At 36.8% G+C, this 21,613-nt stretch carries 23 protein-coding genes, 1 pseudogene and 1 riboswitch; of the genes and pseudogenes, 10 read left to right on the forward strand and 14 right to left on the reverse strand.

Annotation, left to right across the window (positions count from 1 at the left end; translation table 11 throughout):
* The first annotated feature begins 142 nt into the window (after positions 1-142).
* Both CFK40_RS00070 and CFK40_RS00075 read left to right on the forward strand, forming a co-directional pair.
* Positions 143-1,795: a copper resistance CopC/CopD family protein gene (locus CFK40_RS00070; protein WP_089530102.1), complete on the forward strand. Its 1,653-nt coding sequence runs from the start codon at positions 143-145 to the stop codon at positions 1,793-1,795.
* 158 nt (positions 1,796-1,953) lie between these two features.
* Positions 1,954-2,307: a DUF4383 domain-containing protein gene (locus CFK40_RS00075; protein WP_089530103.1), complete on the forward strand. Its 354-nt coding sequence runs from the start codon at positions 1,954-1,956 to the stop codon at positions 2,305-2,307.
* Between the two features lie 30 nt (positions 2,308-2,337).
* Here CFK40_RS00075 and CFK40_RS00080 read toward each other — a convergent pair whose 3' ends face one another.
* The 3 genes from CFK40_RS00080 to CFK40_RS00090 all read right to left on the reverse strand — a co-directional run bounded on the left by CFK40_RS00080 (position 2,338) and on the right by CFK40_RS00090 (position 5,252).
* Positions 2,338-2,802, reverse strand: a complete 465-nt coding sequence (locus CFK40_RS00080) for a GNAT family N-acetyltransferase (RefSeq protein WP_089530104.1) — start codon at positions 2,800-2,802, stop codon at positions 2,338-2,340.
* Between the two features lie 149 nt (positions 2,803-2,951).
* A complete protein-coding gene (locus CFK40_RS00085) occupies positions 2,952-3,689 on the reverse strand; it encodes a MerR family transcriptional regulator (protein ID WP_089530105.1) in 738 nt (245 codons plus the stop codon).
* A gap of 84 nt (positions 3,690-3,773) precedes the next feature.
* A complete protein-coding gene (locus CFK40_RS00090) occupies positions 3,774-5,252 on the reverse strand; it encodes an MDR family MFS transporter (RefSeq protein WP_089530106.1) in 1,479 nt (492 codons plus the stop codon).
* A 174-nt stretch (positions 5,253-5,426) separates the two neighbouring features.
* On the opposite strand from CFK40_RS00090, the gene CFK40_RS00095 reads away from it, so the two are divergent.
* Complete coding sequence (locus CFK40_RS00095; protein WP_089530107.1) at positions 5,427-5,822, forward strand: hypothetical protein; 396 nt, start codon at positions 5,427-5,429, stop codon at positions 5,820-5,822.
* Positions 5,823-5,845: 23 nt separating this feature from the next.
* Entirely contained in the window at positions 5,846-6,031 is a 186-nt protein-coding gene (locus tag CFK40_RS00100) for a hypothetical protein (RefSeq protein ID WP_089530108.1), read from the forward strand.
* A gap of 129 nt (positions 6,032-6,160) precedes the next feature.
* On the opposite strand, the gene ytxJ is transcribed toward CFK40_RS00100, so the two are convergent.
* The 4 genes from ytxJ to CFK40_RS00120 all read right to left on the reverse strand — a co-directional run bounded on the left by ytxJ (position 6,161) and on the right by CFK40_RS00120 (position 10,227).
* Positions 6,161-6,505 (reverse strand): bacillithiol system redox-active protein YtxJ, encoded by a 345-nt coding sequence (ytxJ, locus tag CFK40_RS00105; protein WP_089530109.1) that lies wholly within the window; start codon positions 6,503-6,505, stop codon positions 6,161-6,163.
* Between the two features lie 162 nt (positions 6,506-6,667).
* Positions 6,668-7,486: a squalene/phytoene synthase family protein gene (locus CFK40_RS00110; protein ID WP_089530110.1), complete on the reverse strand. Its 819-nt coding sequence runs from the start codon at positions 7,484-7,486 to the stop codon at positions 6,668-6,670.
* 84 nt (positions 7,487-7,570) lie between these two features.
* Positions 7,571-9,118: a BCCT family transporter gene (locus tag CFK40_RS00115; protein WP_089530111.1), complete on the reverse strand. Its 1,548-nt coding sequence runs from the start codon at positions 9,116-9,118 to the stop codon at positions 7,571-7,573.
* A 284-nt stretch (positions 9,119-9,402) separates the two neighbouring features.
* The gene (locus CFK40_RS00120) at positions 9,403-10,227 is read right to left on the reverse strand and encodes an STAS domain-containing protein (RefSeq protein ID WP_089530112.1); all 825 of its coding nucleotides are present in this window, start codon (positions 10,225-10,227) and stop codon (positions 9,403-9,405) included.
* A 534-nt stretch (positions 10,228-10,761) separates the two neighbouring features.
* Between CFK40_RS00120 and CFK40_RS00125 the strand changes: the two genes are divergently transcribed.
* Positions 10,762-11,118 (forward strand): ASCH domain-containing protein, encoded by a 357-nt coding sequence (locus CFK40_RS00125; protein WP_089530113.1) that lies wholly within the window; start codon positions 10,762-10,764, stop codon positions 11,116-11,118.
* 86 nt (positions 11,119-11,204) lie between these two features.
* Positions 11,205-11,606 carry an SET domain-containing protein gene (locus CFK40_RS00130; RefSeq protein WP_089530114.1) on the forward strand — a complete coding sequence of 134 codons (402 nt, stop codon included), beginning with the start codon at positions 11,205-11,207 and terminating at the stop codon, positions 11,604-11,606.
* Between the two features lie 86 nt (positions 11,607-11,692).
* On the opposite strand, the gene CFK40_RS00135 is transcribed toward CFK40_RS00130, so the two are convergent.
* The 3 genes from CFK40_RS00135 to CFK40_RS00145 are packed head-to-tail and all read right to left on the reverse strand — an operon-like array spanning position 11,693 to position 13,695.
* The gene (locus CFK40_RS00135; protein WP_089530115.1) at positions 11,693-12,190 is read right to left on the reverse strand and encodes a GNAT family N-acetyltransferase; all 498 of its coding nucleotides are present in this window, start codon (positions 12,188-12,190) and stop codon (positions 11,693-11,695) included.
* Between the two features lie 2 nt (positions 12,191-12,192).
* A complete protein-coding gene (locus CFK40_RS00140) occupies positions 12,193-13,299 on the reverse strand; it encodes a DUF1648 domain-containing protein (RefSeq protein ID WP_089530116.1) in 1,107 nt (368 codons plus the stop codon).
* Complete coding sequence (locus CFK40_RS00145; RefSeq protein ID WP_089530117.1) at positions 13,300-13,695, reverse strand: GntR family transcriptional regulator; 396 nt, start codon at positions 13,693-13,695, stop codon at positions 13,300-13,302.
* Between the two features lie 161 nt (positions 13,696-13,856).
* Positions 13,857-13,963, forward strand: a riboswitch (SAM riboswitch).
* Positions 13,964-14,050: 87 nt separating this feature from the next.
* Between CFK40_RS00145 and CFK40_RS00150 the strand changes: the two genes are divergently transcribed.
* From CFK40_RS00150 to CFK40_RS00165, 4 genes are all read left to right on the forward strand, one after another.
* Complete coding sequence (locus CFK40_RS00150) at positions 14,051-14,995, forward strand: ATP-grasp domain-containing protein (protein WP_089530118.1); 945 nt, start codon at positions 14,051-14,053, stop codon at positions 14,993-14,995.
* Between the two features lie 230 nt (positions 14,996-15,225).
* Entirely contained in the window at positions 15,226-16,275 is a 1,050-nt protein-coding gene (gene mnmH, locus CFK40_RS00155; RefSeq protein ID WP_089530119.1) for a tRNA 2-selenouridine(34) synthase MnmH, read from the forward strand.
* Positions 16,276-16,286: 11 nt separating this feature from the next.
* The gene (locus CFK40_RS00160) at positions 16,287-16,721 is read left to right on the forward strand and encodes a YaiI/YqxD family protein (RefSeq protein ID WP_089530120.1); all 435 of its coding nucleotides are present in this window, start codon (positions 16,287-16,289) and stop codon (positions 16,719-16,721) included.
* Between the two features lie 125 nt (positions 16,722-16,846).
* Positions 16,847-17,464 (forward strand): hypothetical protein, encoded by a 618-nt coding sequence (locus CFK40_RS00165; RefSeq protein ID WP_089530121.1) that lies wholly within the window; start codon positions 16,847-16,849, stop codon positions 17,462-17,464.
* 109 nt (positions 17,465-17,573) lie between these two features.
* Here the strand turns inward: CFK40_RS00165 and CFK40_RS00170 are convergent, their stop codons facing one another.
* From CFK40_RS00170 to CFK40_RS00185, 4 genes and pseudogenes are all read right to left on the reverse strand, one after another.
* The gene (locus CFK40_RS00170; protein WP_089530122.1) at positions 17,574-17,993 is read right to left on the reverse strand and encodes a GNAT family N-acetyltransferase; all 420 of its coding nucleotides are present in this window, start codon (positions 17,991-17,993) and stop codon (positions 17,574-17,576) included.
* A 294-nt stretch (positions 17,994-18,287) separates the two neighbouring features.
* Positions 18,288-18,753: pseudogene (locus CFK40_RS00175) on the reverse strand (HAD family hydrolase).
* Positions 18,754-18,763: 10 nt separating this feature from the next.
* Entirely contained in the window at positions 18,764-19,957 is a 1,194-nt protein-coding gene (locus CFK40_RS00180) for a class I SAM-dependent rRNA methyltransferase (RefSeq protein WP_089530123.1), read from the reverse strand.
* Positions 19,958-20,167: 210 nt separating this feature from the next.
* On the reverse strand, positions 20,168-21,580 hold the full coding sequence (locus tag CFK40_RS00185) for a glycoside hydrolase family 18 protein (protein ID WP_089530124.1): 1,413 nt from the start codon (positions 21,578-21,580) through the stop codon (positions 20,168-20,170).
* Positions 21,581-21,613 lie beyond the last annotated feature (33 nt).

Below are 21,613 nucleotides of genomic sequence, written 5' to 3' on the forward strand. Positions count from 1 at the left end.
ATAAACGACCTCAAGTGTTTATTTTCTTTCCTTTTAGGTAATCAGTAGCAATACATAAGACGGGCTTTATTAAATTATATTTTATTTTCAGTGATCTGAATTTGGTTTTCAATCGTTTACTTTATGAAAAGGAGATGCACACATGAAGAACGTTAAAAAAATCATTTCTATCGCTATTTTACTTTTATTCTCACTATCCATCACTCTACCATCTACAGTTGAGGCCCATACTTCCTTAGTCGAAGCAACACCTGCAGCAGATAGTCAATTGGAAGAAATTCCCGAAACGGTTACATTGACATTCAGTTCAACAATAGCACCTAACCTTTCTTCCGTATCCATTACTGATCAGAATGATGAGCAAGTAAAAGGCACAACAAAAAAGATAAGTGATGATCAAAAAAGCATCTTGTTGCAGCTACCTGAACTAAAGGCTGGTAATTATAAAGTAAGCTATAAAGTTGTTTCTACAGACGGCCATCCCGTAGAAGGAACATACAACTTCACATTAAATCTTCCAGAACCTATGAAAAATGAAGACGATGCAAACAATAAAAAAATCGACCCTTATACGATTACCGTTGAAAATAAACAAACAATAGAAGCACCACCACAAGTATCAACCACAGAACCGCAACATGATCACGAAACATCAACCTACCTTATTCGCTTATTGTATTACTTTTCTATCCTAGCTCTTGCTGGATGGGTATCTTGGGGAATGGCATCATCTATTCCTTCATCATCTGCTAAAGCGTCTTATCTAAAAGGATCTATGGTATTACGTTTCTTTCTTTTAGTCATGTTACTTGCCTATGGTTACTTAGAGTTTAATAGCTTGATAACCGGGATTGATGATCTACAATCACTTCTTTTCCAAACAGTATTCGGATTTGCATGGATGCTCATGTTTGTAGTAAGCATACTAGGTTTTTTCATCCTACACCATTCACGAATCGTTGATAGTGTTTGGATTATTTTACTGCTCATCGGTGAAGTCTTAACAGGTCATGCCATTACGTACGAACCTATAATTATTACAACAATTCTAGATATGATTCACCTAGTTGCAGCTGCAGTTTGGATCGGTGGATTACTCCTAATGGTTACTTTTTGGAAAAACCATGTTGAATTTGTTAAAGGGTTTTTGCCAAGGTTTTCAAACTATGCATTGATTAGTATTATCACGCTCACCGTTACAGGAAGTTTGATGACGATAATCTTTTTACCTGATTTATCATTACTATGGGAAACACTTTGGGGTAAAGTATTATTATTAAAAATAGCCGCAGTACTAATAGTAATCGTTCTTGGTTCTATCGTGCGTAAAGCGATGAAAAGCAAAGAACATACAAAAATGAAGCATCTTATCGAATGGGATTTTGCATTAATGATAGGGATCGTTCTGTTAGTAAGTATTTTAACCTTCGTCAGCCCTAAACCAGAAATCAGCACAGCAAGTACCGAAACTGTGACAAATACCGCTGTAGTTCATGCAGATGTTGAACCAGGAAAGCCAAGTATTCTAAAAAACTTCCGTGTAACACTTGATATGAACGGAGAAGAATTAGATCCAGAAGATGTCTCTTTAACGGTAAATCCAGTTGATAAAGCAGATAAAATTGTTAAAATACCGTTGGAAATGAATGAAAAAAAAGGCGGTAAAGTCATTCTTCAGGCAAAAGGTAAAATTGAGCTAGAGGCAGGTAAGTGGGAGTCTATAGTAAAGATAGACAATCATAAAGAATCAGAAAAACTATTCACTGATACATTTACCATTAAATCAATTAAATAATAATGCAAGGAAGGATTTTAGATCCACTTATTGGGGTACTAAAGTTAAAATTTGAAGGGCGCGATAAAAAACTAGATCCAATTTGTCTTAGAAATCATTTATAACTTGCAACTAAACAGAATTAAAATGGTATCACCAAAATTAAAGGAGGAATTATAATGGCTTCAAAATTTGCAAAAGTACTCGGTATTATTTTTATCATTTTAGGAATCGTAGGATTTTTTATGCCTATGGAAAACATCTTTGACCTAACAGTTGCACATAACATTGTTCATTTACTTTCAGGTATTATCGCTTTAGCAGTTAGCAGTAATGAAGCAAAAAGTGCAATGTATGCAAAAGTTTTTGGTATTGTCTATCTTCTAGTAGCAGTAATTGGGTTATTTGTAACAGAAATTGCTGGACTTGTACTTCTACCAGCAGACAACGTACTTCACTTTATCATTGCATTTGCATCAATTTATGTAGGTTTTGCTTCACCAGCAGGAAAAGCACAAAGAAAAGTAGCATAAAAACGAGGAAAGGCCCTAGCAGCTATTTCGCTAGGGCCTTTCCTCGTTTTTCCTTTCAAGCAAGTTGATATATATACCAGGGGCTACTGGCACTTCTTGATAGGATTCAAAGCCAAAACGTTTATATAACGTTATTGCCGGAATGTTTTTTGAACCAGTGCTCACTGTGAAGCGGTTCAATTCGGTATTTTCATTTAATACAAATTCCAACAAACTACTCGCAATCCCTTTTCGGAAATAACTAGGGTGAACAACTAACCTACAAATGTCTATTTCATTACCACTTACTTCATAGGAAAGAAACCCGACCAATGATCCTTCCCATCTGTAACCAAGAAAGGTTTCCGTGCATGCTCTAATTGATTCAGCTGTATCCTTCAGCTGAGGAATCCCATCAAATTCAATTAACTTCGCTTCCACTTGGTATGCTAGTAGTTGAATTTTTAAAATACTTTTCATTTCCGTTTCATCATGTAAATCCAAATTACTAATCATATCTTCGTTTCCCCTTGTTTTTATAAGTTGATAGTAGAAATTGAAAGTTAAACCACTAGAAGATCTCAACCTAGAACCAGATAAAATATACAGCGACCTTCGAATGGAAATAGGATAGTGGCAGCGAATTGCTGCCACTATCCATCATTTTACTTTCTGTTATCCGCATAAATGGCCATCGCGTCACGCATAAATACTGCTAATCCATCCCCATATTTATCAATATTTTTTGTGAAACGATCATCATCTACATACATTTGGCCAAGACCTTTGAAAGCGTCCAGTGAATAGACTCCGACCTTATTCAAATAAATATACCACTCGTCAATACCTTCCTGGGCCGCGTTGGACTCAGGCTGTTGATGACGTAACGTAGCTAGCCTTTTATAAATAACATCGAATTCTACACCTAGTTCTTTTTGTTGAACTTTTGACATTTTTCCCAGCTTTTCATTTGAGTCATCTACTGCATTGTCACCCCAACGGTCACGCGCTTCCTGCTCATAAGGATTGTGGCTGAAATCAAAGCCATCGAATTTTTCTTTTTCACTCATGGTTATTTCTCCTTTCGTGTTTTTAATTGTTTTGTTAATCATCGTAATCATGTCATCCATTCTTCGTCTTTTCTCTAGAAGCATATTTCGTTGTACCTCTAATGCCTCGTTTCGATCAAAGCCTGGGCTTTCCATGATTTCCTTAATCTTTTTCAAAGGGAAGCCGAGCTCTTTAAAAAATAAAATTTGCTGTAGGGTTGCGAGGTCATTTTTCGAATAGACTCGATACCCTGATTCCGTTGTATCGTTTGGTTTGAATAACCCTATTTCATCATAATGATGTAGTGTGCGCACACTAATCCCGACTAAATCCGCAACTTCTTTGACTTTCAAAGTTGATAACCTCCCTTCTTATATAAGATTAAGGTATTACGTAGCGTTAGAGTCAATAGTAAAAAAAATAAAACCCATTAAAATCTAATGAGCTTCATTTTTTCCTTCCTCTTCTGGCTCCGCACGGTATACAAAGAAAGAAACAATCAATGCAACAATCGTAAACCCTAATGCAATTAGATACACTAATTCAACACCAGATACCATCGCTTTACTCACTGTAAATGGATCATTTGGATTAGCCGCTTTATCTAGTACGCTGTTTTTCTTCGCATTCATAATACTTATAAAAGCCGAAACTCCGATGGCGCCTGCTACAGGTTGTAATGTTGTCATAACCGCTGTTCCATGTGGGTATAAGTGTTTTGGTAATTGATTTAGACCGTTTGTTTCGGCTGGCATCATAATCGCTGAAACCGAGACCATCAATAAAATATAACCAACAACTATTACCCAAACGGGTGTATTAATATCCAATGTTGTCATGATAAACATGGTTCCACACAGAAGAAAACTGGCAGGAATCATTAAAGCCCTAGGGCCGACTTTATCAAATAATTTCCCCATAACAGGCGATAGTAAACCATTTAACAGGCTACCTGGCAGTAAAACTAAACCTGCTGTAGCCGCTGTCAAAGCTAATGGGCCTTGCATGTATACAGGTAAAATAATCTCAGATGCAAACATTGCCATGATAATAATAAAGAACATCATTACTCCAAGCGTATACATTGGAAATTTAAACACCCTTAGGTCAAGTAAAGGTTCTTCTAGTTTAAATTGCCTAAATGAAAAGAATAGCAACGCAATAACTCCGATTATAATGGGCATATAAGCAACAGGGCTTAAAAAGCCATCCTCACTACCTCCAGCGGAACTAAATCCGAAAACAATTCCACCAAAACCAGCTGTTGAAAATATAATCGATAGGGCATCCACTTTTGGTTTTGTAACTTCTGAAACATTAATTAGATATTTATAGGCAAAGGCGATTGAAAATATAGCAAATGGAATTACCGTTATAAAAAGGTAGCGCCATCCTAAATGTTCCACAATAATCCCTGATAAAGTCGGTCCAATTGCAGGAGCAAACATAATTACAAGACCAACTATTCCCATCACCGCACCACGCCTGCGAGGGGGATAAATTAATAGGAACGTATTAAAGATGATTGGGATTAGTAACCCTGTTCCTACAGCTTGCAAAATTCGACCAGCAAGTAACACGGAAAACGTTGGTGCAATTGAGCAAATAGCTGTTCCAATGGTAAAGACCGTCATTGTACCAAGAAACATCTGTCGTGTTGTAAACCATTGCATCAATGCGGCTGACATTGGAATAACAATACCCATGACAAGCATAAATCCAGTTGCCATCCACTGCACTGTTGTAATCGAAACACTAAACTCTTCCATTAAGGTCGTTAGTGCAATATTTAAAAGTGTCTCATTTAAAATTGCAAAAAAGGCACCAATGATTAACGACAGCATGATAGGCATAACTTTACCGTTCGGGTCGTCCGCTAAATACTCATATTTCTTTTCTTCTGTATCATTATTCATGCATTAAATCTCCTTTAGTTAATCTAATTCATTCATCCATATTTTTCCCATCTAACAGTTTTATCATTATACCATTATTTAGTATAAAAGGGCCTCCAGAAAATATGAAAAATCATTCCCACTCTAGATAAATAACCATATAGTGTAGGGAAGACTTTTCAGGAGGAATGAATAGTGAATTATAATAAACGTCCTAATGATAACGAAAGACAGTTCAACTTACCAGATTTTTTCCCTGGTTTTCCAGGTGGGGGCCAACCTGGTGGGGTTCCTGGGGGAGGGCAAACTGGTTTTCCATCGCCAAGCGGAGGACAGTCAGTTGGCGCTCCTAGTACCCCGCCACCATCTTTCACCCCTACACAGCAACAATTCCAAACTTATGCTGTAGATCCGGGTGCCATTCAAGGTTGTCTTTATCGCTTCACCTATGTTTGGCTATATCGAGATTCTTTTTGGTTTTTCCCAGTGTTTGTTGGCAGACGCTCTATTTCAGGATTTAGATGGAGTGGCTACAGGTGGGTCTATTATGGAGTCGATTTAGACAGAGTTCAATCGTTTCAATGCTACTAATAGTAAGAATGGAGGGATAGAAGATGCAACATTTTGTACTGCTTTATCTAGCATGTATTCTAGCCGGTTTTGCACTAGCTAATCTTCCAACATCAGCTTTCGTTACTGCAGGAATAGCAGGATTTTTTCAGATTGTCGGCGGAATTGCGATAATTGTATTCGGATTAGTGCTGTTATATCTTGGGGTTAAAGCTCTACTTGGAAAATAAACTCGTCAAAAAGAGACCATTTAGCGGTCTCTTTTTTGGCAGATAGGAAAGTATAAAAACTTTCTCACTGCATAAGTGCAACTAAGGCCGTCGCTAAAAGGCTTGGCGACAGCCAAGTTTTCTAAAACTTTATAATTTGTTTTCGATGGCTTCTTCAATATTTCCCTTTGTAATTTGAACATGCGATGTGTGCCAAACTATATCTTGATTACTAATCAAAAAGATCTGTGGCGACTCATGCTTTACGTTTGTATCTGTTTGGATACGATTCGATACATCCTTATTTTCAATCACGTTGACTATATAGCAGTTAACAGATTCATCTGCCGACTTAGTAAACGAACTGTATTCTTGAGAAGCCCCCGCACTAATCGGACAGGTTGTGCTGTGTTTGAAAATAATAACGGGTTTCTGAGCAGAATGATTCCATGCTTGTTCCCAGTCTTTAAGTTTAGCGATTTCTTTAATTTGCATTATTATTTTACCTCCTAAGGGTTTGTTTATTTTATCATTATCTAAATCATATACTTTTACTAATTAGTATTCAAAATAACAGTTCTTTCAATTCCTTCTACTTTGATTTATATAAATGATTAAAAAAGCACAGCTCCCTATGAACTGCACTTTGACTATTATCTATTCATTTGTAATCTCGTCCACAATCGTTTCTACTTCATTGCGAGAAATTTTCTCACGTCCACCCTTTAAAGCTTTTAGTGTACGTTTTGCAAGTGCTAATGGAATTCTACAGAACAGCAGAATATTACGGGTTTTTATATCCTTCATGTATTCATCCGCAAGCTGTAAGTTCTGTTCGGTATACTGAAACAAATCATTTGTAGCCCAGTCATCTGGAATAAAACTAACGCCACGTTCTTTATCTTCCTGTTGGTTACGTAAAATGTTTACCGTTTGTAACCCCCGCCCATATGCAATGGCAAGATCGCGGTCTGTCTCTGTTCCATCATACCAGTACCATATATCCGAAAGCATGACACCGACTAACCCTGCAACATAATATGTGTAGTCGTCCAAGTCTTCCTTGCTTTTTATTTGCCAGTCTCTTTCAACCCATTTAGCCATTCCAGCTGCCATAATACTTGTTGAGTCCATAATTTTACCTACAATTTCTTCAGGACAAAACGCAATCCAGTCACCAAGTCGTTTGGTCACTTCAGGTAATAGACTTTTATATGGGGCGATAAGTTCAAGATATGCATTATTATCAAATTCACTTTTTAAAAGATTACTAATTGTTTGCAACAAATGCTGTTTCGTTTCAGGTTTCAACATTTCATGATCTTCTATTTCATCAATTGCTCGCATACATAAATACGCAGAACCTACCGTCTCTTTTAAATTAGGCTTTAAAAGACTAATTGGTATGTAAAATGTTCTACTTGTAAGCTTTAATATGTGCATTGCTTCTTTATGCAGATTTGTTCCGTTTCTCAACTTGTTATCCTCCTTCGTATACTACGAGGTATAGATAAGTATAACAAAAAATGCAATTAATTTATATCTACAATGTAATAATCTCTATTTTTTAGCTTTTAGTTTTGTCTGTTCTCTTTCCCACGCGATCCTTTGTTCGAGCGCCATCGTCTTCGCTATTTTCGGAGCCAACCAAAGAGGTGGCAATAAAAGTAGTGACACTGGAACCGCTGTTATAACGATAGAGTTTTGGATTGATGTAATACTATCCTCACCAATCGTAAGTATCATTATTGTAGTTAGACCAAATATCAATGCCCAGAAAACCCGTAACCACCGTTGTGGATGATCATTTCCTGTTAGGCTGGCTGCAACTGTATATGACATCGTATCTGTTGTTGTTGCGACAAAAATGACTGAAACGAATAAAAATGCTACTGCTATGATTACACCAAATGGAAGTTGATCCATAATCGCCATAACTGCGGCTGGCATTCCAGCTTCGCTTAGTGCAGTTGAAATAGAACCGGGATTTTCCATTTCAAAAAATACACCAGTACCCCCAACAATCGCAAACCAGAAGTTACTAACTAACGGGGCTACAATTGATACGGCAATAATCAGCTCTTTAATCGTTCTCCCGCGGGAAATTCTACTTATAAAGATGATTAGCATTGGGGCATAGCCGATAAACCATCCCCAGAAGAATATAGTCCACGATCCAAGCCATGCACTATCGCCACGATATAAAGTCATCGTGAAGAAGTTTTGTAAACGGAAACCTGTACCACCAAGAAACGCATCCAAAATAAAGAGGGTTGGTCCTATAATAAGTAAGACAACAGCTAGTAGCATAGTGAATCCGATATTTATACGACTTAAGAAAAGAATCCCTCTGTCTACCCCTGTGGCAGCAGAAATTGCAGCAATTGTAACAAGTACAAGTATAACAATAATGCTGACTGTTATTGTATTAGGAATGCCAAATAAATAATTAAGCCCATAAGATATTTGTAATCCAAGGAAACCAAGTGGCCCTAATGTACCGGCTACAGTTGCTACAATAGAAACAATGTCAGCTGCGGAACCTAGCACACTTTTTTTGAATATTTTTTCACCAAAAATTGGATAGAGTAATGCCCGTGGACGTAACGGATACCCTTTACTATAATGAACATACATCATCACGATCGTAGCAAGAGTGCCTAAAATCGCCCATGCTAGAAAACCCCAGTGCAAAAACGCTTGTGCAAATGCCGCTGGAACATTCCCTGACTCACCGCCAAACAATGGGGGAGTATCCATATAATGATACATTGGTTCAGCTGCTGCCCAAAAAACACCACCGCTTGCTAGCAATGTACAAAGAATCATAGCAACCCATTTATAATAACTGTATTTAGGTTCTTCCTGATTACCTAAACGAACCTTACCATACTTCGAAAATGCTAAGCCTAATCCAATGATAAAATTTCCAAGTAATAATAATTGCCAAAACGCTCCAAATAAATCAGCTGATAAACCAAATAGTTTTGTAATTGCATCATCAACCATAGCACTATTGATAAATGACAAAATAATAAATAAAATTAAAAGTCCACCGCTTATTATAAATACTGTCCAGTCTAATTTATACTTCTTTTCATCCGGCACCTTTTGCCTCCTAATTAATTTAAAGCAAGTGTCAATGAAAGTCATTCGTAGAAGTTACACTAACTATGACCAGAATTCCATCAGCTTGCTCGTTTCATTTACATAACTTTTTATTATAGAGATGATCCAATCCTACGTCAATTATTTACCAGACCACATTACGATTCTGAAGACTTCTGCTCTATTATATTTTCCACATACCGCTTGTTATATGCGAAAATTTTTACTAACAAAAAAAGCTATCCAACATAGTTAGATAACTTTTCACCTTGAACTTATTTAATTTAATTTTCCTTAGTCATATAGTTAGATAGAGCTTGCTGCATCGTACTAAATGTTTTCACTTCTGAAAAATTAATACCTAACGTTACCATTGTTTGCGCAACCTCTGGGCGGATACCAACCAAAACAGCTTGTACCCCAACCAATTCAAGTGATTGAATGATTTTAAATATATAATTTGCCACCAACGTGTCCACAACTGCCACACCAGAAAGGTCAATAAATAAATGAGTTAAATCCTGTTTAGCGGATTCTCGCAATGCTGTTTGCAATAAAACATCAGCTCGATCTGTATCAATTCCACCTATTATTGGCAAAACAGCCATTCCCCCAAGTATTGGAACAACAGGAGCAGATAAGACTAAGAAGTTTTCCTGTGCTTGATCTAATACCTCTTTGTATGATTTAACATAGGCTGTACTGTAGGCATAAACTGCTTGATCAAGAAGTGGATCAATTTTACGAGCCACTTCAAAAATAGTTTCTATCGATACTTTATTTGCGAAAACGATTTCTTCTATATTTCTCCATAATATTTGACGTATGTTTGAGGTGCTTTTTAGTGATTCATCTAAGGCAACGCCATAATTTATTGCTTGTTCACCAGTCATTACTCCCCATTTAATAATTCGGTCTGTAACGGTTTTCGTATCTTGTCTAAATGAATCAGCTATTATTTGAATAATCTCCGCACGAATTTCAAGTGCTTTTTCTGTATCATTGTCACGGTTTTCAGCCATTTCACGTGAAATTTCATATTTCCTTTCTTCCATTTTAATGCCTAACAACTTTGTTTCTTCAATTATAGATTGACTCTTTAACGGCATAACGACGCCACCTTAGCTTTTTAAAATATAATTCTTCTTATATATATTATACTACATATAAAAATTTTTTGACTACTTTGATATTGCCCCTAGCACCTTACAAAAGATTAATTTTCATATATACTAACCAATAAGAAGAAATAAGTTTAAACTTTAGGCTGTTTTCGTACGCATTGTTGCTTTTTCATCTTCATAGTTTATATAAATTGCGACCTAATAGGCTCTCTGGAAATACAATGCGAAGTGACTGCTGGCTGCCTGTGTGATGTAAACAATAAAATAAATTAAAATTGTTAAGCTCAACCCTAGTGAAGGAAATCCACGTAGACTCCTGCTTAGAAAGCGAAGACGATGAGACCCCACAGTGAGCGGTTTTCTCACGAGGAGGCTCATCGCGAGCCCGCGGAAAGCGAAGTGGATTTCCGGAACGGTTGTCCAATCATCAAACATAGTACTTACGTCGCATTTTATATTCATTCTCTCAACAGCAACATTCTTTACGAAAATAGCCAAACTTTAAAAGGTGGTATTTAAATGGAAGATCAATATAAAAATGAGGAATTACCTCCAAAAACATGTTCTATTGAGCGCCTAGTTACAGTTTCGCAAGATGTAGAAAAAGTGATAAAAGGTCAAAAGACAGCTACCCGTAGAAATGGAAGATATGCGGATGTTGGAGAAATTATGGAACTAGAAGATCGTCAATTTGTAGTGGAAAAGGTATATACACAAACACTTGGAGAGTTATCAGATGAGGATGCTAAGCAAGAAGGATATAAAAATGTTTCAGAATACAAACAATCCATCTTATCATCGCATCCTGGTATGCCTTGGTCACCCAAAATGAAAGTATGGGTTCATGAGTTTGCTCCGGTAAAAGAAAAAGAGTAAAGCACTATAAGTAAGTGTTCGCTCTCACTGACTGTCAGGCTTAAAAAGATAAAAGAGTTAAATAAATGTAAACGAAGGTGACTACTATGTTTGAAGTTCAGAATTCCACTCTAAGCGACGGAAAATTTAACAGAGGTGTATTTGCTACAAAGGATATACCTAAAGGCACACTAATTCATGAAGCTCCTGTCATACCATATCCAAATGATCAGCATAAGTTCATAGAGCGTACCATCCTTGATGATTATGTATTTGAGTATGGAATAAACCATACTGCAGTAGTCCTAGGTTATGGCATGCTATTTAACCATTCATACACACCGAATGCTACTTATGACATTAGCTTTACGAAACACACATTTGACTACTATGCTTATACAGGTATAAAAGTAGGAGAAGAGATACTAATTAACTACAACGGTGACGTTGATAACGAAGATCCCCTATGGTTTAATAAGGATTTTCCAGATAAGGACGGCGAAAAATAAAAGACATTAAAAAACCTTATCATCATTCCTGTAATTTATGGTGATAAGGCTTTTTGAATGCAATTAACGTCAGTGTAAAATAAGTTTTATACCCCAACAACCATACTCCGTCTTTCCATTCGTACAACATCACGCCATACACCGTTCATCTTTCCAACACGTTTCTCTGTTCCCAGTACCCGAAAGCCAAATTTTTCATGTAGTGCAATACTTGCTTTATTTTCAGGGAAAATCCCTGATTTCAACGTCCAAAAGCCTTCATTTTCACTTTCTTCTATTATTGAAGCTAGAAGTTTACTACCCAGGCCTTTTCCTGCACTAGAAAGCCGTAAATAGATGCTTAATTCTGCTACCCCAACATAAGCTCGACGCGCCGACGTAGGAGTCAGCGCTGCCCAACCAATCACCTGGTCTCCGGCGCGAGCTACAATCCTACATGATGAAATATGGTCACGATCCCAAGCTTCCCATGTAGGAACCTTTGTCTCAAATGTAGCATTCTTTGTCTCTATTCCTTCTTTAAAAATATCCAAGACTTGCTCCGCATCTTTATTTTGCATCGTATCTATTAAAACTGTTTCCATTTTTAATCTCCTAACAATATCGGGATTCCTACTGCACCTGCAATAATTACTAGCATTATAATCCATGATAATGGATGTGCCCAGTTATTTGTCCAGCCAACGCCAAATCGTTTTTCTAAAAATATAGAGGGGTCATTCTTATTAAAGTAAAACATCCCTAATTTCCAGTATTGATCATCATCGCGATCAATTATTTTTCCATTTTGTCCTGTACTTGTTTTTATACGGCTACCACCTTGCCCTGTCGTAATCGAAAGAATGATCGCACCAACCGTTACACCAATCCCTAAGACCAGTGGAGCAATTACTAACAGCTGTTGATTAATTGTAAATATAAAAGAAAACTGTGTAAAGGAAAACAAGAATGTTAACGCAATCCCTGAAATAATAATATAAGCAGACCATCTACGTCTAAAAATAACGTTTCTGCGCATGGACTCTTCTGGATTTTCAGCATTTACCTGTTGTTTTGATTTGCCAATCATTGTATTTATAAATATAAAAAGCAATGTTAGATAAACTTGCATAATCGGCATGATCATTAACGTGCGGTATGATTTTTCTGACCAATTCGTCACATTTCCATCGAAGTCATATTGCATGGGAATTCGATCAGGTATACGATCATAGAACCGGAACGTAATAAACATAGATGTGAAAGCAATGATAAACGAAATAATAAACCATAGATTAGAGTGGATAAGTTTTTGATCACGAAAGCGTGTATTCACAACAACTAACTGCGACTTTTCCTCTGACCAGTTTTTACTCTTTTTTAACATTTTCATTTCACGGTGAAACTTAAGGTAAATAAAGAAACTTCCTATCATAAATATCCCAATAATAATTGAGAAAAAAATACTCATCGTTTCTTCGTTTTCAAAAGTAGAACCCATAACCAGAAATACGATTGTTACGAACAGACTCGCCATTCCTGTCATGATAGCATAACGCTTCCTCATTGACTTTAACTCTGAACTATTATATATCTCCTCAGGTATCGAAACACCAAAGCTTTCTGTCCTCCTAGTCCAATATGGAATAAACATAAGTGAAATAAACACCGGAATCATGATCACCAAAAGTAAAATAATCATCATTGTATTCATCTACTTGCCACCTTCTCCCTCTTTAAATTCATTAAACAATTCCTTGCATTGCTGTAAAAATTCTTCTTCACTTACATCCCGACAAACGGATTCCGCAATCAAAGGATGTATTGTGTTTTTAAGCTGATCCATGAATGCTTCATCTGCTTTTGGTACCCCATCAGGATTAACGACTACACCCTTTTGCCGATGGATTAAAATAAATCCCTCTTGCTTTAGTTGTTGATACGCTTTATTTACTGTGTGGAGATTTATTCCGATATCTGCAGCAAGTGACCTTACTGATGGCAGACCTTCTCCTGGTACTATTTCCTTTTTGGCTATTCCAGCTATTATTTGGTATTTTAACTGCGTATAAATAGGTTCTGTTGATTCTAAATCAAGATTGATATACACATTGTCACCTTCTACTTTATATTATATGTCTGTTATATTTATAGTATAACAGTTATTACAAATATGCAAGCGCTAATATTAAAAGTAATAGAAAATTGTAAAGATAAACAAAGCAATTGATTTAATCCTTAGTTTTCTGGTATGATTACTTCAATTTAATATTCTTATAAAGAAAGGTGGAGGGAATGGCCCAATGAAACCCAGCAACCTTTGAGACCTTTTCAAAAAGCTGCTAATTCCAGCAGACAGTAGTTCTGACAGATAAAATGGGGCCATATACAAACTTCTTCTTATTGAAGATGTTTTTTTACTTTAACGAGAAAAGCGTAAAGCTATAAAATAGGAGGTATTTTTTATGACGGAAAAAATTTATGTTATCCACGAAAATAAGGAATGGACAGCACATTTAATTAATAGATTGGAACAATTAAATCTACCTTATGAGGAATGGCATTTAGATGAAGGTACTGTTGATTTGTCTAAGGTTCCACCAGAGGGTGTTTTTTACAGCAGAATGAGTGCATCATCCCATACACGCGGCAATAGATTTGCACCAGAATTAACGGAAGCCGTATTAGCATGGCTTGAACGTCATGGTCGTAAAGTAGTAAATGGTAGTCGCGCACTTCGACTGGAAGTAAGTAAGGTAAACCAATATATGGCTCTTGACATTGCTGGTATTCGTACACCGAAAACGATTGCTGCTGTTGGGAAAAATGAAATTATCCAGGCAGCTAAAGATTTAAATCTATCTTCTTTTATTACAAAACATAACCGTGCTGGAAAAGGGCTGGGTGTACAGCTATTTCATTCAATCGAGGCATTACAAGAATACCTTGATGGCTCGTCATTTGATCCTTCAATCGACGGCATAACGCTCATTCAGGAATATATCCAAGCACCTGAACCATATATAACACGCTGTGAGTTTGTTGGCGGAAAATTTGTTTATGCTGTACGTGTTGATACATCGGAAGGCTTTGAACTGTGCCCGGCAGATGCGTGCAAAATTGATGATTTATTTTGCCCAGTCGGAGAAGACGTTCCTGAGAAGTTAAAGTTTCAGATAGTCGAGGGCTTTCAGGATCCAATTATTGAAAAATATGAGGAGTTTCTAAAAAATAATGACATCCAAGTAGCTGGTATTGAATTCATCTATGACCAAAATGGTGAAATTTTCACCTATGACGTCAACACAAATACAAATTACAACTCCGACGCGGAAGCACAAGCTGATAAATATGGAATGCTTGAACTGGCTAACTATTTAGGTGATCAGTTGAGTGTGGTTGAACAGTAAAAACTTCATGTTCTTTAGTATAAATCCCCTACCTTGATAGGGGTTTTTTATGTCCTAGTTTTCATACTATGATAAACTTGAGTTATAGTTATTTTACGAAACCGAACTAATCCCATTAAGGTTGCCGCTTTGAAGTAGGGCTAATCGCTAATTATAAGCAGGATAACAGATGGTAATACTGAACATATTATTGTATACAAATTAGTTCGTTTTTTAGAAGGGGTAATAATATGGTTAAGGATATTTCACTAACAAAGTTATTCGAATTACAAAATAATGAAAACCATACAATAATTGATGTGCGTTCACCACAGGAATTTGAAGAAGCTACAATTCCTGGTAGTATTAACATTCCAATTTTTAATAATGACGAACGTGCTGAGGTAGGAACCATTTATACGCAGATGGGGCCTGAGGCTGCTAAGAAACGCGGGTTAGAAATTTTTTCTGCAAAACTTCCTGCATTTATAGAAGCATTTACAAGTATTCAAACATCCAAAACTGTATTTTGTTGGCGTGGCGGCATGCGAAGTAAAACTGCTGCAACGGTCCTTGAATTAATGGGGTCGCACACCTTTCGCTTAAGCGGTGGCATACGCTCATACCGTCAGTGGGTTGTTCAAACATTGGCTACTTACACACTAACATCGAAAGCCTATGTACTGAACGGATATACTGGATCTGGAAAGACTATTCTCTTAAAAAAGCTACAGCAAAGTGGTCATCCAGTGCTGGACCTAGAGGGTATGGCCAGTCATCGTGGCTCTATTTTTGGTCAAATTGGGCTAAAACAAAGTAATCAGAAACAGTTTGAATCCAAATTAGTCGAAAATTTATTGGTCCATCAGAAAGCGCCCTTCATTTTTATGGAAGGCGAAAGCAAACGGATTGGCAAAGTAACCATTCCTGATTTTTTATACAACCATAAAGAACATGGAATTCAAATTTTTATTAACTTGCCTATAGAGGAACGGGTTAAAAACATTTTAGAGGACTACCAGCCGTGGAACTTCCCTGAAAGATTTATGGAAGCTTTTCTATTAATTAAAAAGCGAATCCATACACCAATTGCTAAAAAAATTCATGATAATTTAACGAATGAGGAATATAGTTCTGCCGTTCAATTATTACTGGAATATTACTATGATCCAAAGTATGAATACGCTGCGGACGCTTTCCCAGACGATCAAAAAATTTCAGTGCATGCCCAAACAGTTGAGGAAGCATTTCTTAAGATTCAGGACTTAATAAAAGAAACAGAATTGAACTATATAGATTGAGGTGAATCAGGATGAAAATATACGTAGATGCAGATGCCTGTCCAGTGAAGGATATCATCATTTCAATAGCTGCTGATGCAACTATTCCTGTGACACTTGTCAAAAGCTTCGCCCACTTTTCCCATGGAAATGATGCTCCTAATGTTGAAACAATCTATGTTGATACAGGTGCAGATTCGGCAGACTTTCGAATCATGCAATTGGCCGAGAAAAACGACATCATTGTCACACAGGATTATGGGTTAGCCTCTCTTGCGTTAGGTAAAGGATGTATTGTCCTTCATCATAAAGGGTTTGAGTATACACAAGAAAATATTGACCAGCTACTACACACCCGCTATACAAGCGCGATGGCAAGAAAAAGTGGCAAACGTACAAAAGGACCTAAAGCATTCACAGAAGAAGATCAGCAGAAGTTTAGAGATCTTCTTCTGAGAAAGCTTTAAGCACGTTAACGGAATACCCTCAAACTGCGATAAAGTAGCAATAATCTCTTCTATTAACTTTTTAATCACACTCTAACAATATTTACTTATACTATTGAAAAGTTGATAAAAGTGGTGAAAGTTGAATGAAGAAACGAAGTCGTTATATTGTAGCGGTGAGTACTGCAGTAGTGTTAGGTGTAGTAGGGTTTGGCCTTAAAACGAATACTGATCAAGCAGTGAATCATAACTTAAAAGAAATGTTTAAACAGGAAAAAGAAATTAGTTTAGAAATTGAAGGTCAGACAGAACAAACTGATGTAATGCTTGAAACAAATGAAGACAATCGTTATATTATCTATGTGGATGATTCCAGGTACAAAATGGAATCATCTGAAGAAAGTGATAAAATTGTACCACTGATTGAATTAGAAGATAAATATCCAGAGGTCTCAATGGAAATTATTCAAGTTGCAAACACAACAATCGAAGAAGAAATAGCGAAAGCGAAACAGGAAGTAAAAGAATATGGATTAAACGTGAAAAGAACAGTAGATGTAACTGCTCCAATGGAAGGAAAGGTAGTGAAATACATGACAGAAGGCCCGCAAAATTGGGATAGTCTTGTATACAAGTACTATTTCCTTAAAGCAGGTACAAATCTATTTCTGGTCAGACAAAAATATTTCTTTGCAGCTTCCGAGGGACACGGCGTCCGGTTTGATTCCATGCTTGAAAGTTTCAAAGTTGTGGATCCTACCTAAGCAGAAATGCACAAGCTGAACAAATTAAACCAGTATTTGGGGCAATTGTCCAAATACCGGTTTTATTTTAACCAGCAAATATCCAGTTCTGCATACACACTATCTGAGCCTACGTCAAACGTTTCTGCAAAAAGTACAGATCATACCCTTGTGGATGATCATCTAATTTCCCAAAAACTTCATACCCATTTTTCTGATAAAACCCCGGGGCTTGGAAGCTAAACGAATCTAGATAAATTAACCTACAGGCTTTCTCCCTCGCGAAATTCTCTAGTTTATTTAATAAAATACTCCCATAACCTTCTTTTCGAAACCGTTTGTCTACCCACAAAAATTCAATATGGATATGATGCCAAAACATATTAGCAGTAATTCCACCCACTATTTCACCATTATCATCTTGCAAGATAAAACCAATATCCTCATTTGGTGTTTTAATATGGTCTGGAAGTTCCTCCATATTATAGTCAATTACCTTTTTCTTAATATAGTTGAGATCCTCCTGATTGAATTGATCTGAAACTTTCATTGTTCATTGCCCCCTATCTATATTTTATTACTCGATCTACCATACTACCGTATTTAAAAAAGCGAATGGTACAGATTAAGTAGTTCACTTACCGTGGAGAAAATATCAAATAGCTGATACTTTTAATAACAACATCATTCACCAGTTTAATGTCCTTCATTGGCTTGATGAAGAACTTTTTCTCTGCATTTCCGTGTTCTTTTGTCTTTCATTGGCTTCTTATACATTTTTTCGTTATACTTTGTTAAATTTTAATTAGGAAGCTTCCGAAAAGGCACTAATCATCAATTTTGATTAGCGCCTTCTTCCAAAAGTAATAGCTGGTATTTCACTCAAATCATCAATGATATAACCAGCATCTGCATATCGCCAATAATTATCTTTTTTCCAAATGGTCTCCATCCCTATGTTACGGGCGGCGAAGATGTCATTTTCCCGATGGTCGCCTACATAGATACTTTCATGAGGATGGACATTCAGTTGTTTTAAAGCTTTTTGAAAAATTAACGGTTCAGGCTTTTTTATACCTTCCCATTCAGATATAAGAATAGTATCAAAATACTTTTCAATACCGATGGCTTTTATATTGTTCATTTGAAAGTGACCTTTACCATTTGTAATCATCCCTAAGTGAATGGAGTTATCTTTTATGATTCAAATAGTCGGTCTTCCGCTTATATTGCCCATCAATAAAATGTTTAACAGATTGATCACGGTCTAACAGCGTTCCGTCTAAATCAAAAAGAACAGCCTTAATCATTGTTTGGCACCTACCTCTTCTCCACAATCAATACCTTCAAATAGTTACCTTGTGGAAAGCTCGGATTGATTTTAAAATCAGATGGCAAAGAAAATTCCTCCAAAAATTTATAACTCGTATTCATTTCTTTAAATGCTTTATCAATGAATCCTTTGAACTTTCTCATTCCAAATGACGCATTATTAGTGGATGCAACAATGACACCACTTTTTTCGGTAATAGCAATAGTATCTTTGATTAGAGCTGGATAATCCTTAGCCGTGCTAAAGGTATGCTTTTTTGAGCGGGCAAAGCTAGGTGGATCAAGAATAACCGCATCGAATTTCAATTCTTTTCGCTTCGCATATTTAAAATACTCAAAGACATCCATTACCTTAATATCTTGCTGTTCATAATCAATGCCATTTACACTAAACTGTTCGATTGTCTTACTTTTACTACGTTTTGCAAGGTCAACATTTGTCGTCTTTATTGCTCCACCAAGTACCGCCGCTACCGAAAAAGCTCCTGTATACGAAAAAGTATTCAACACATTCTTCCCTTTAGAATACTTATCCCGAATTGCTTTTCTAACCTGGCGCTGATCCAGAAAAACACCAACCATTGCACCATCATTTAGATATACCGCATAATTCATCCCGTTTTCTTTCACGATTATTGGAAATTCACCACGTGTCCCTTTAACAAAATCATCATCGTCAATGTATTGGCCTTTCGTATCAAAGCGTTTTTTTTCATATATGGCTTTATAACCGCATAGTTCATCAATAGCACGGATCACATGATCTTTGAAGGTATAAATCCCCGTGCTATACCAATTAATCAAATAATAACCGTCAAAATAGTCAATGGTAAAACCGCCAATTCCATCGCCTTCACCATTAAATACCCGGAATGCAGTAGTTTCGGTATTTTGATAAAAAGAGTGTCTAGCATCCAACGCTACTTGGATTCTTGATTTAAAAAATGCAAAATCAATCGCTTCAGCTTTGTTGTGCGTCAATACCCATCCAAGGCCCTTGTTCTGCTTTCCATGGTAGCCCTTTGCGATAAATTGGTGACCTGAATCATACAGGTGAAAAATACTTCCTTCATCTTTTAGTACATTTGTATTCACGATGGTATCCTTGTTGATCAATGGATATCCTTTTTTGTATTCTGGTATATACTTTGTTTTCACGTTTAAATCAATTACTGTAGTCATGTTTTCATCCTATCAACTGTTTTTCTTATTATCGCATGCCAAATGGAAAAGCGAAAGGAACCGAACAAGTTTTTGCATTAGAAAACTTGGCTTATCGCCAAGCCTTAGTTGCAATTTTGCAGTAAGAAAGGATTTATACTTTCTTAACTGACAGAAAAAAATAGAGGCATACATAAACACCTCTATCCTTCTTTCTTTTTACAAATTTACTTACAATTTCCTAATAGTAAAGTTATCCCCCAAAACAGCCCAGTTTTCTGGGAAGGATTGACCTAACACCCAATAACTAACACCTCTTAAGTTGTAGTCCTTTACCGTATCGTATTTAGCCTGCACACTCCTGGCATCTTCAAACCAGACTTCGTGTTCCTGCCCACTTTCATCTACATATCGAAAAAATGGTGCTTGATAGGTCTCATTATACTGGATCTCCACACCATATTCTGCTGCTAATTGAACTGCTGCTTTTGGACTAAGCGTTCGGGCGGTAGTTCCTTCCTGCCAGGGAATTTCCCAATCTCTTCCGTACAATGGAACCCCCATCATAATTTTATCACGAGGGATCACTGTTACAGCAAAATCCAACACTTCACGGACTTCGTTAACTGGAGCAATAGCCCAAGGTCTTCCGCCAGCCCAGCCCCACTCATAGGTCATTACAACTACAAAATCGACAATTTCTCCATGTGCAGCATAGTCGTGTGCCTCATATAACAAACCTTCTTGATCGGCACTATCCTTTGGCGCCAATGCTGTGGAAACAATTAACCCTTCTGGATGAAAACGGGCCACAAGCCTCCGTAAGAAATCATTATAATTCTCTCGATCTTCAGGATAGACATATTCAAAATCGATATTTATACCGTCATAGCCTTTCGCTCTTATTTTTTCCAAGATATTTGTGATTAAGGTTTCTTGTAGCTCAGGGCTTCTTAGAATAGTTGCTGCTAAGTCCGAACTAAATTCCCCACCTGTAAAGTTTGTTAAAACAAGAAGTGGGGAAACATTCGTAGCTCTTGCTGCTTCTAGGACTGGAGCCTCTTGCAATTCTGTAATTGTTCCATCTTCTTGCACACTATACATGAACGGGGAAATATAAGTAAAATTGCTGCCTAATGCTAATACCTCTCGTCTGGCTTGCTCATTCGTTTGTGTTATATATGAATTTACTTCAATTACAGGTTTTATTGCAGATGGTATTCTTAAACGCTGGCCTGGATAAATGTACGACGGATTAGTTATATTATTTGCATCAACTATTTGATTGATAGGTACGTTATATTGTTGAGCGATTCCCCATAAAAATTCACCCACCTGAACGATATGTGTAAAATAAGGAATTTCCAGCAACTCGCCAACGAAAATTAGTGATGGATTTGTAATATTATTAGCCTGAGCAAGTTCATTAACGGTTACCCCATACCTTTGTGCAATTTGCCATAAATTATCACCTGGTGTAACGACATATTCTTGATTTGGATCCGGGATGACCAGTGACTGACCGACAACGAGTACATCAGGATTATCCAGCTGGTTCACTAATATTATTTGATTAATATCATTACCATAACGCTGCGCTATTCTCCACAAAGTTTCTCCACGTTGCACTACATGTATTTCCATTTACTCTCCTCCAATTATCAGTTCTATTTGTCA

Origin of the sequence: Virgibacillus necropolis, from assembly GCF_002224365.1 — a bacterium.
Lineage (GTDB): Bacteria > Bacillota > Bacilli > Bacillales > Amphibacillaceae > Virgibacillus_F > Virgibacillus_F necropolis.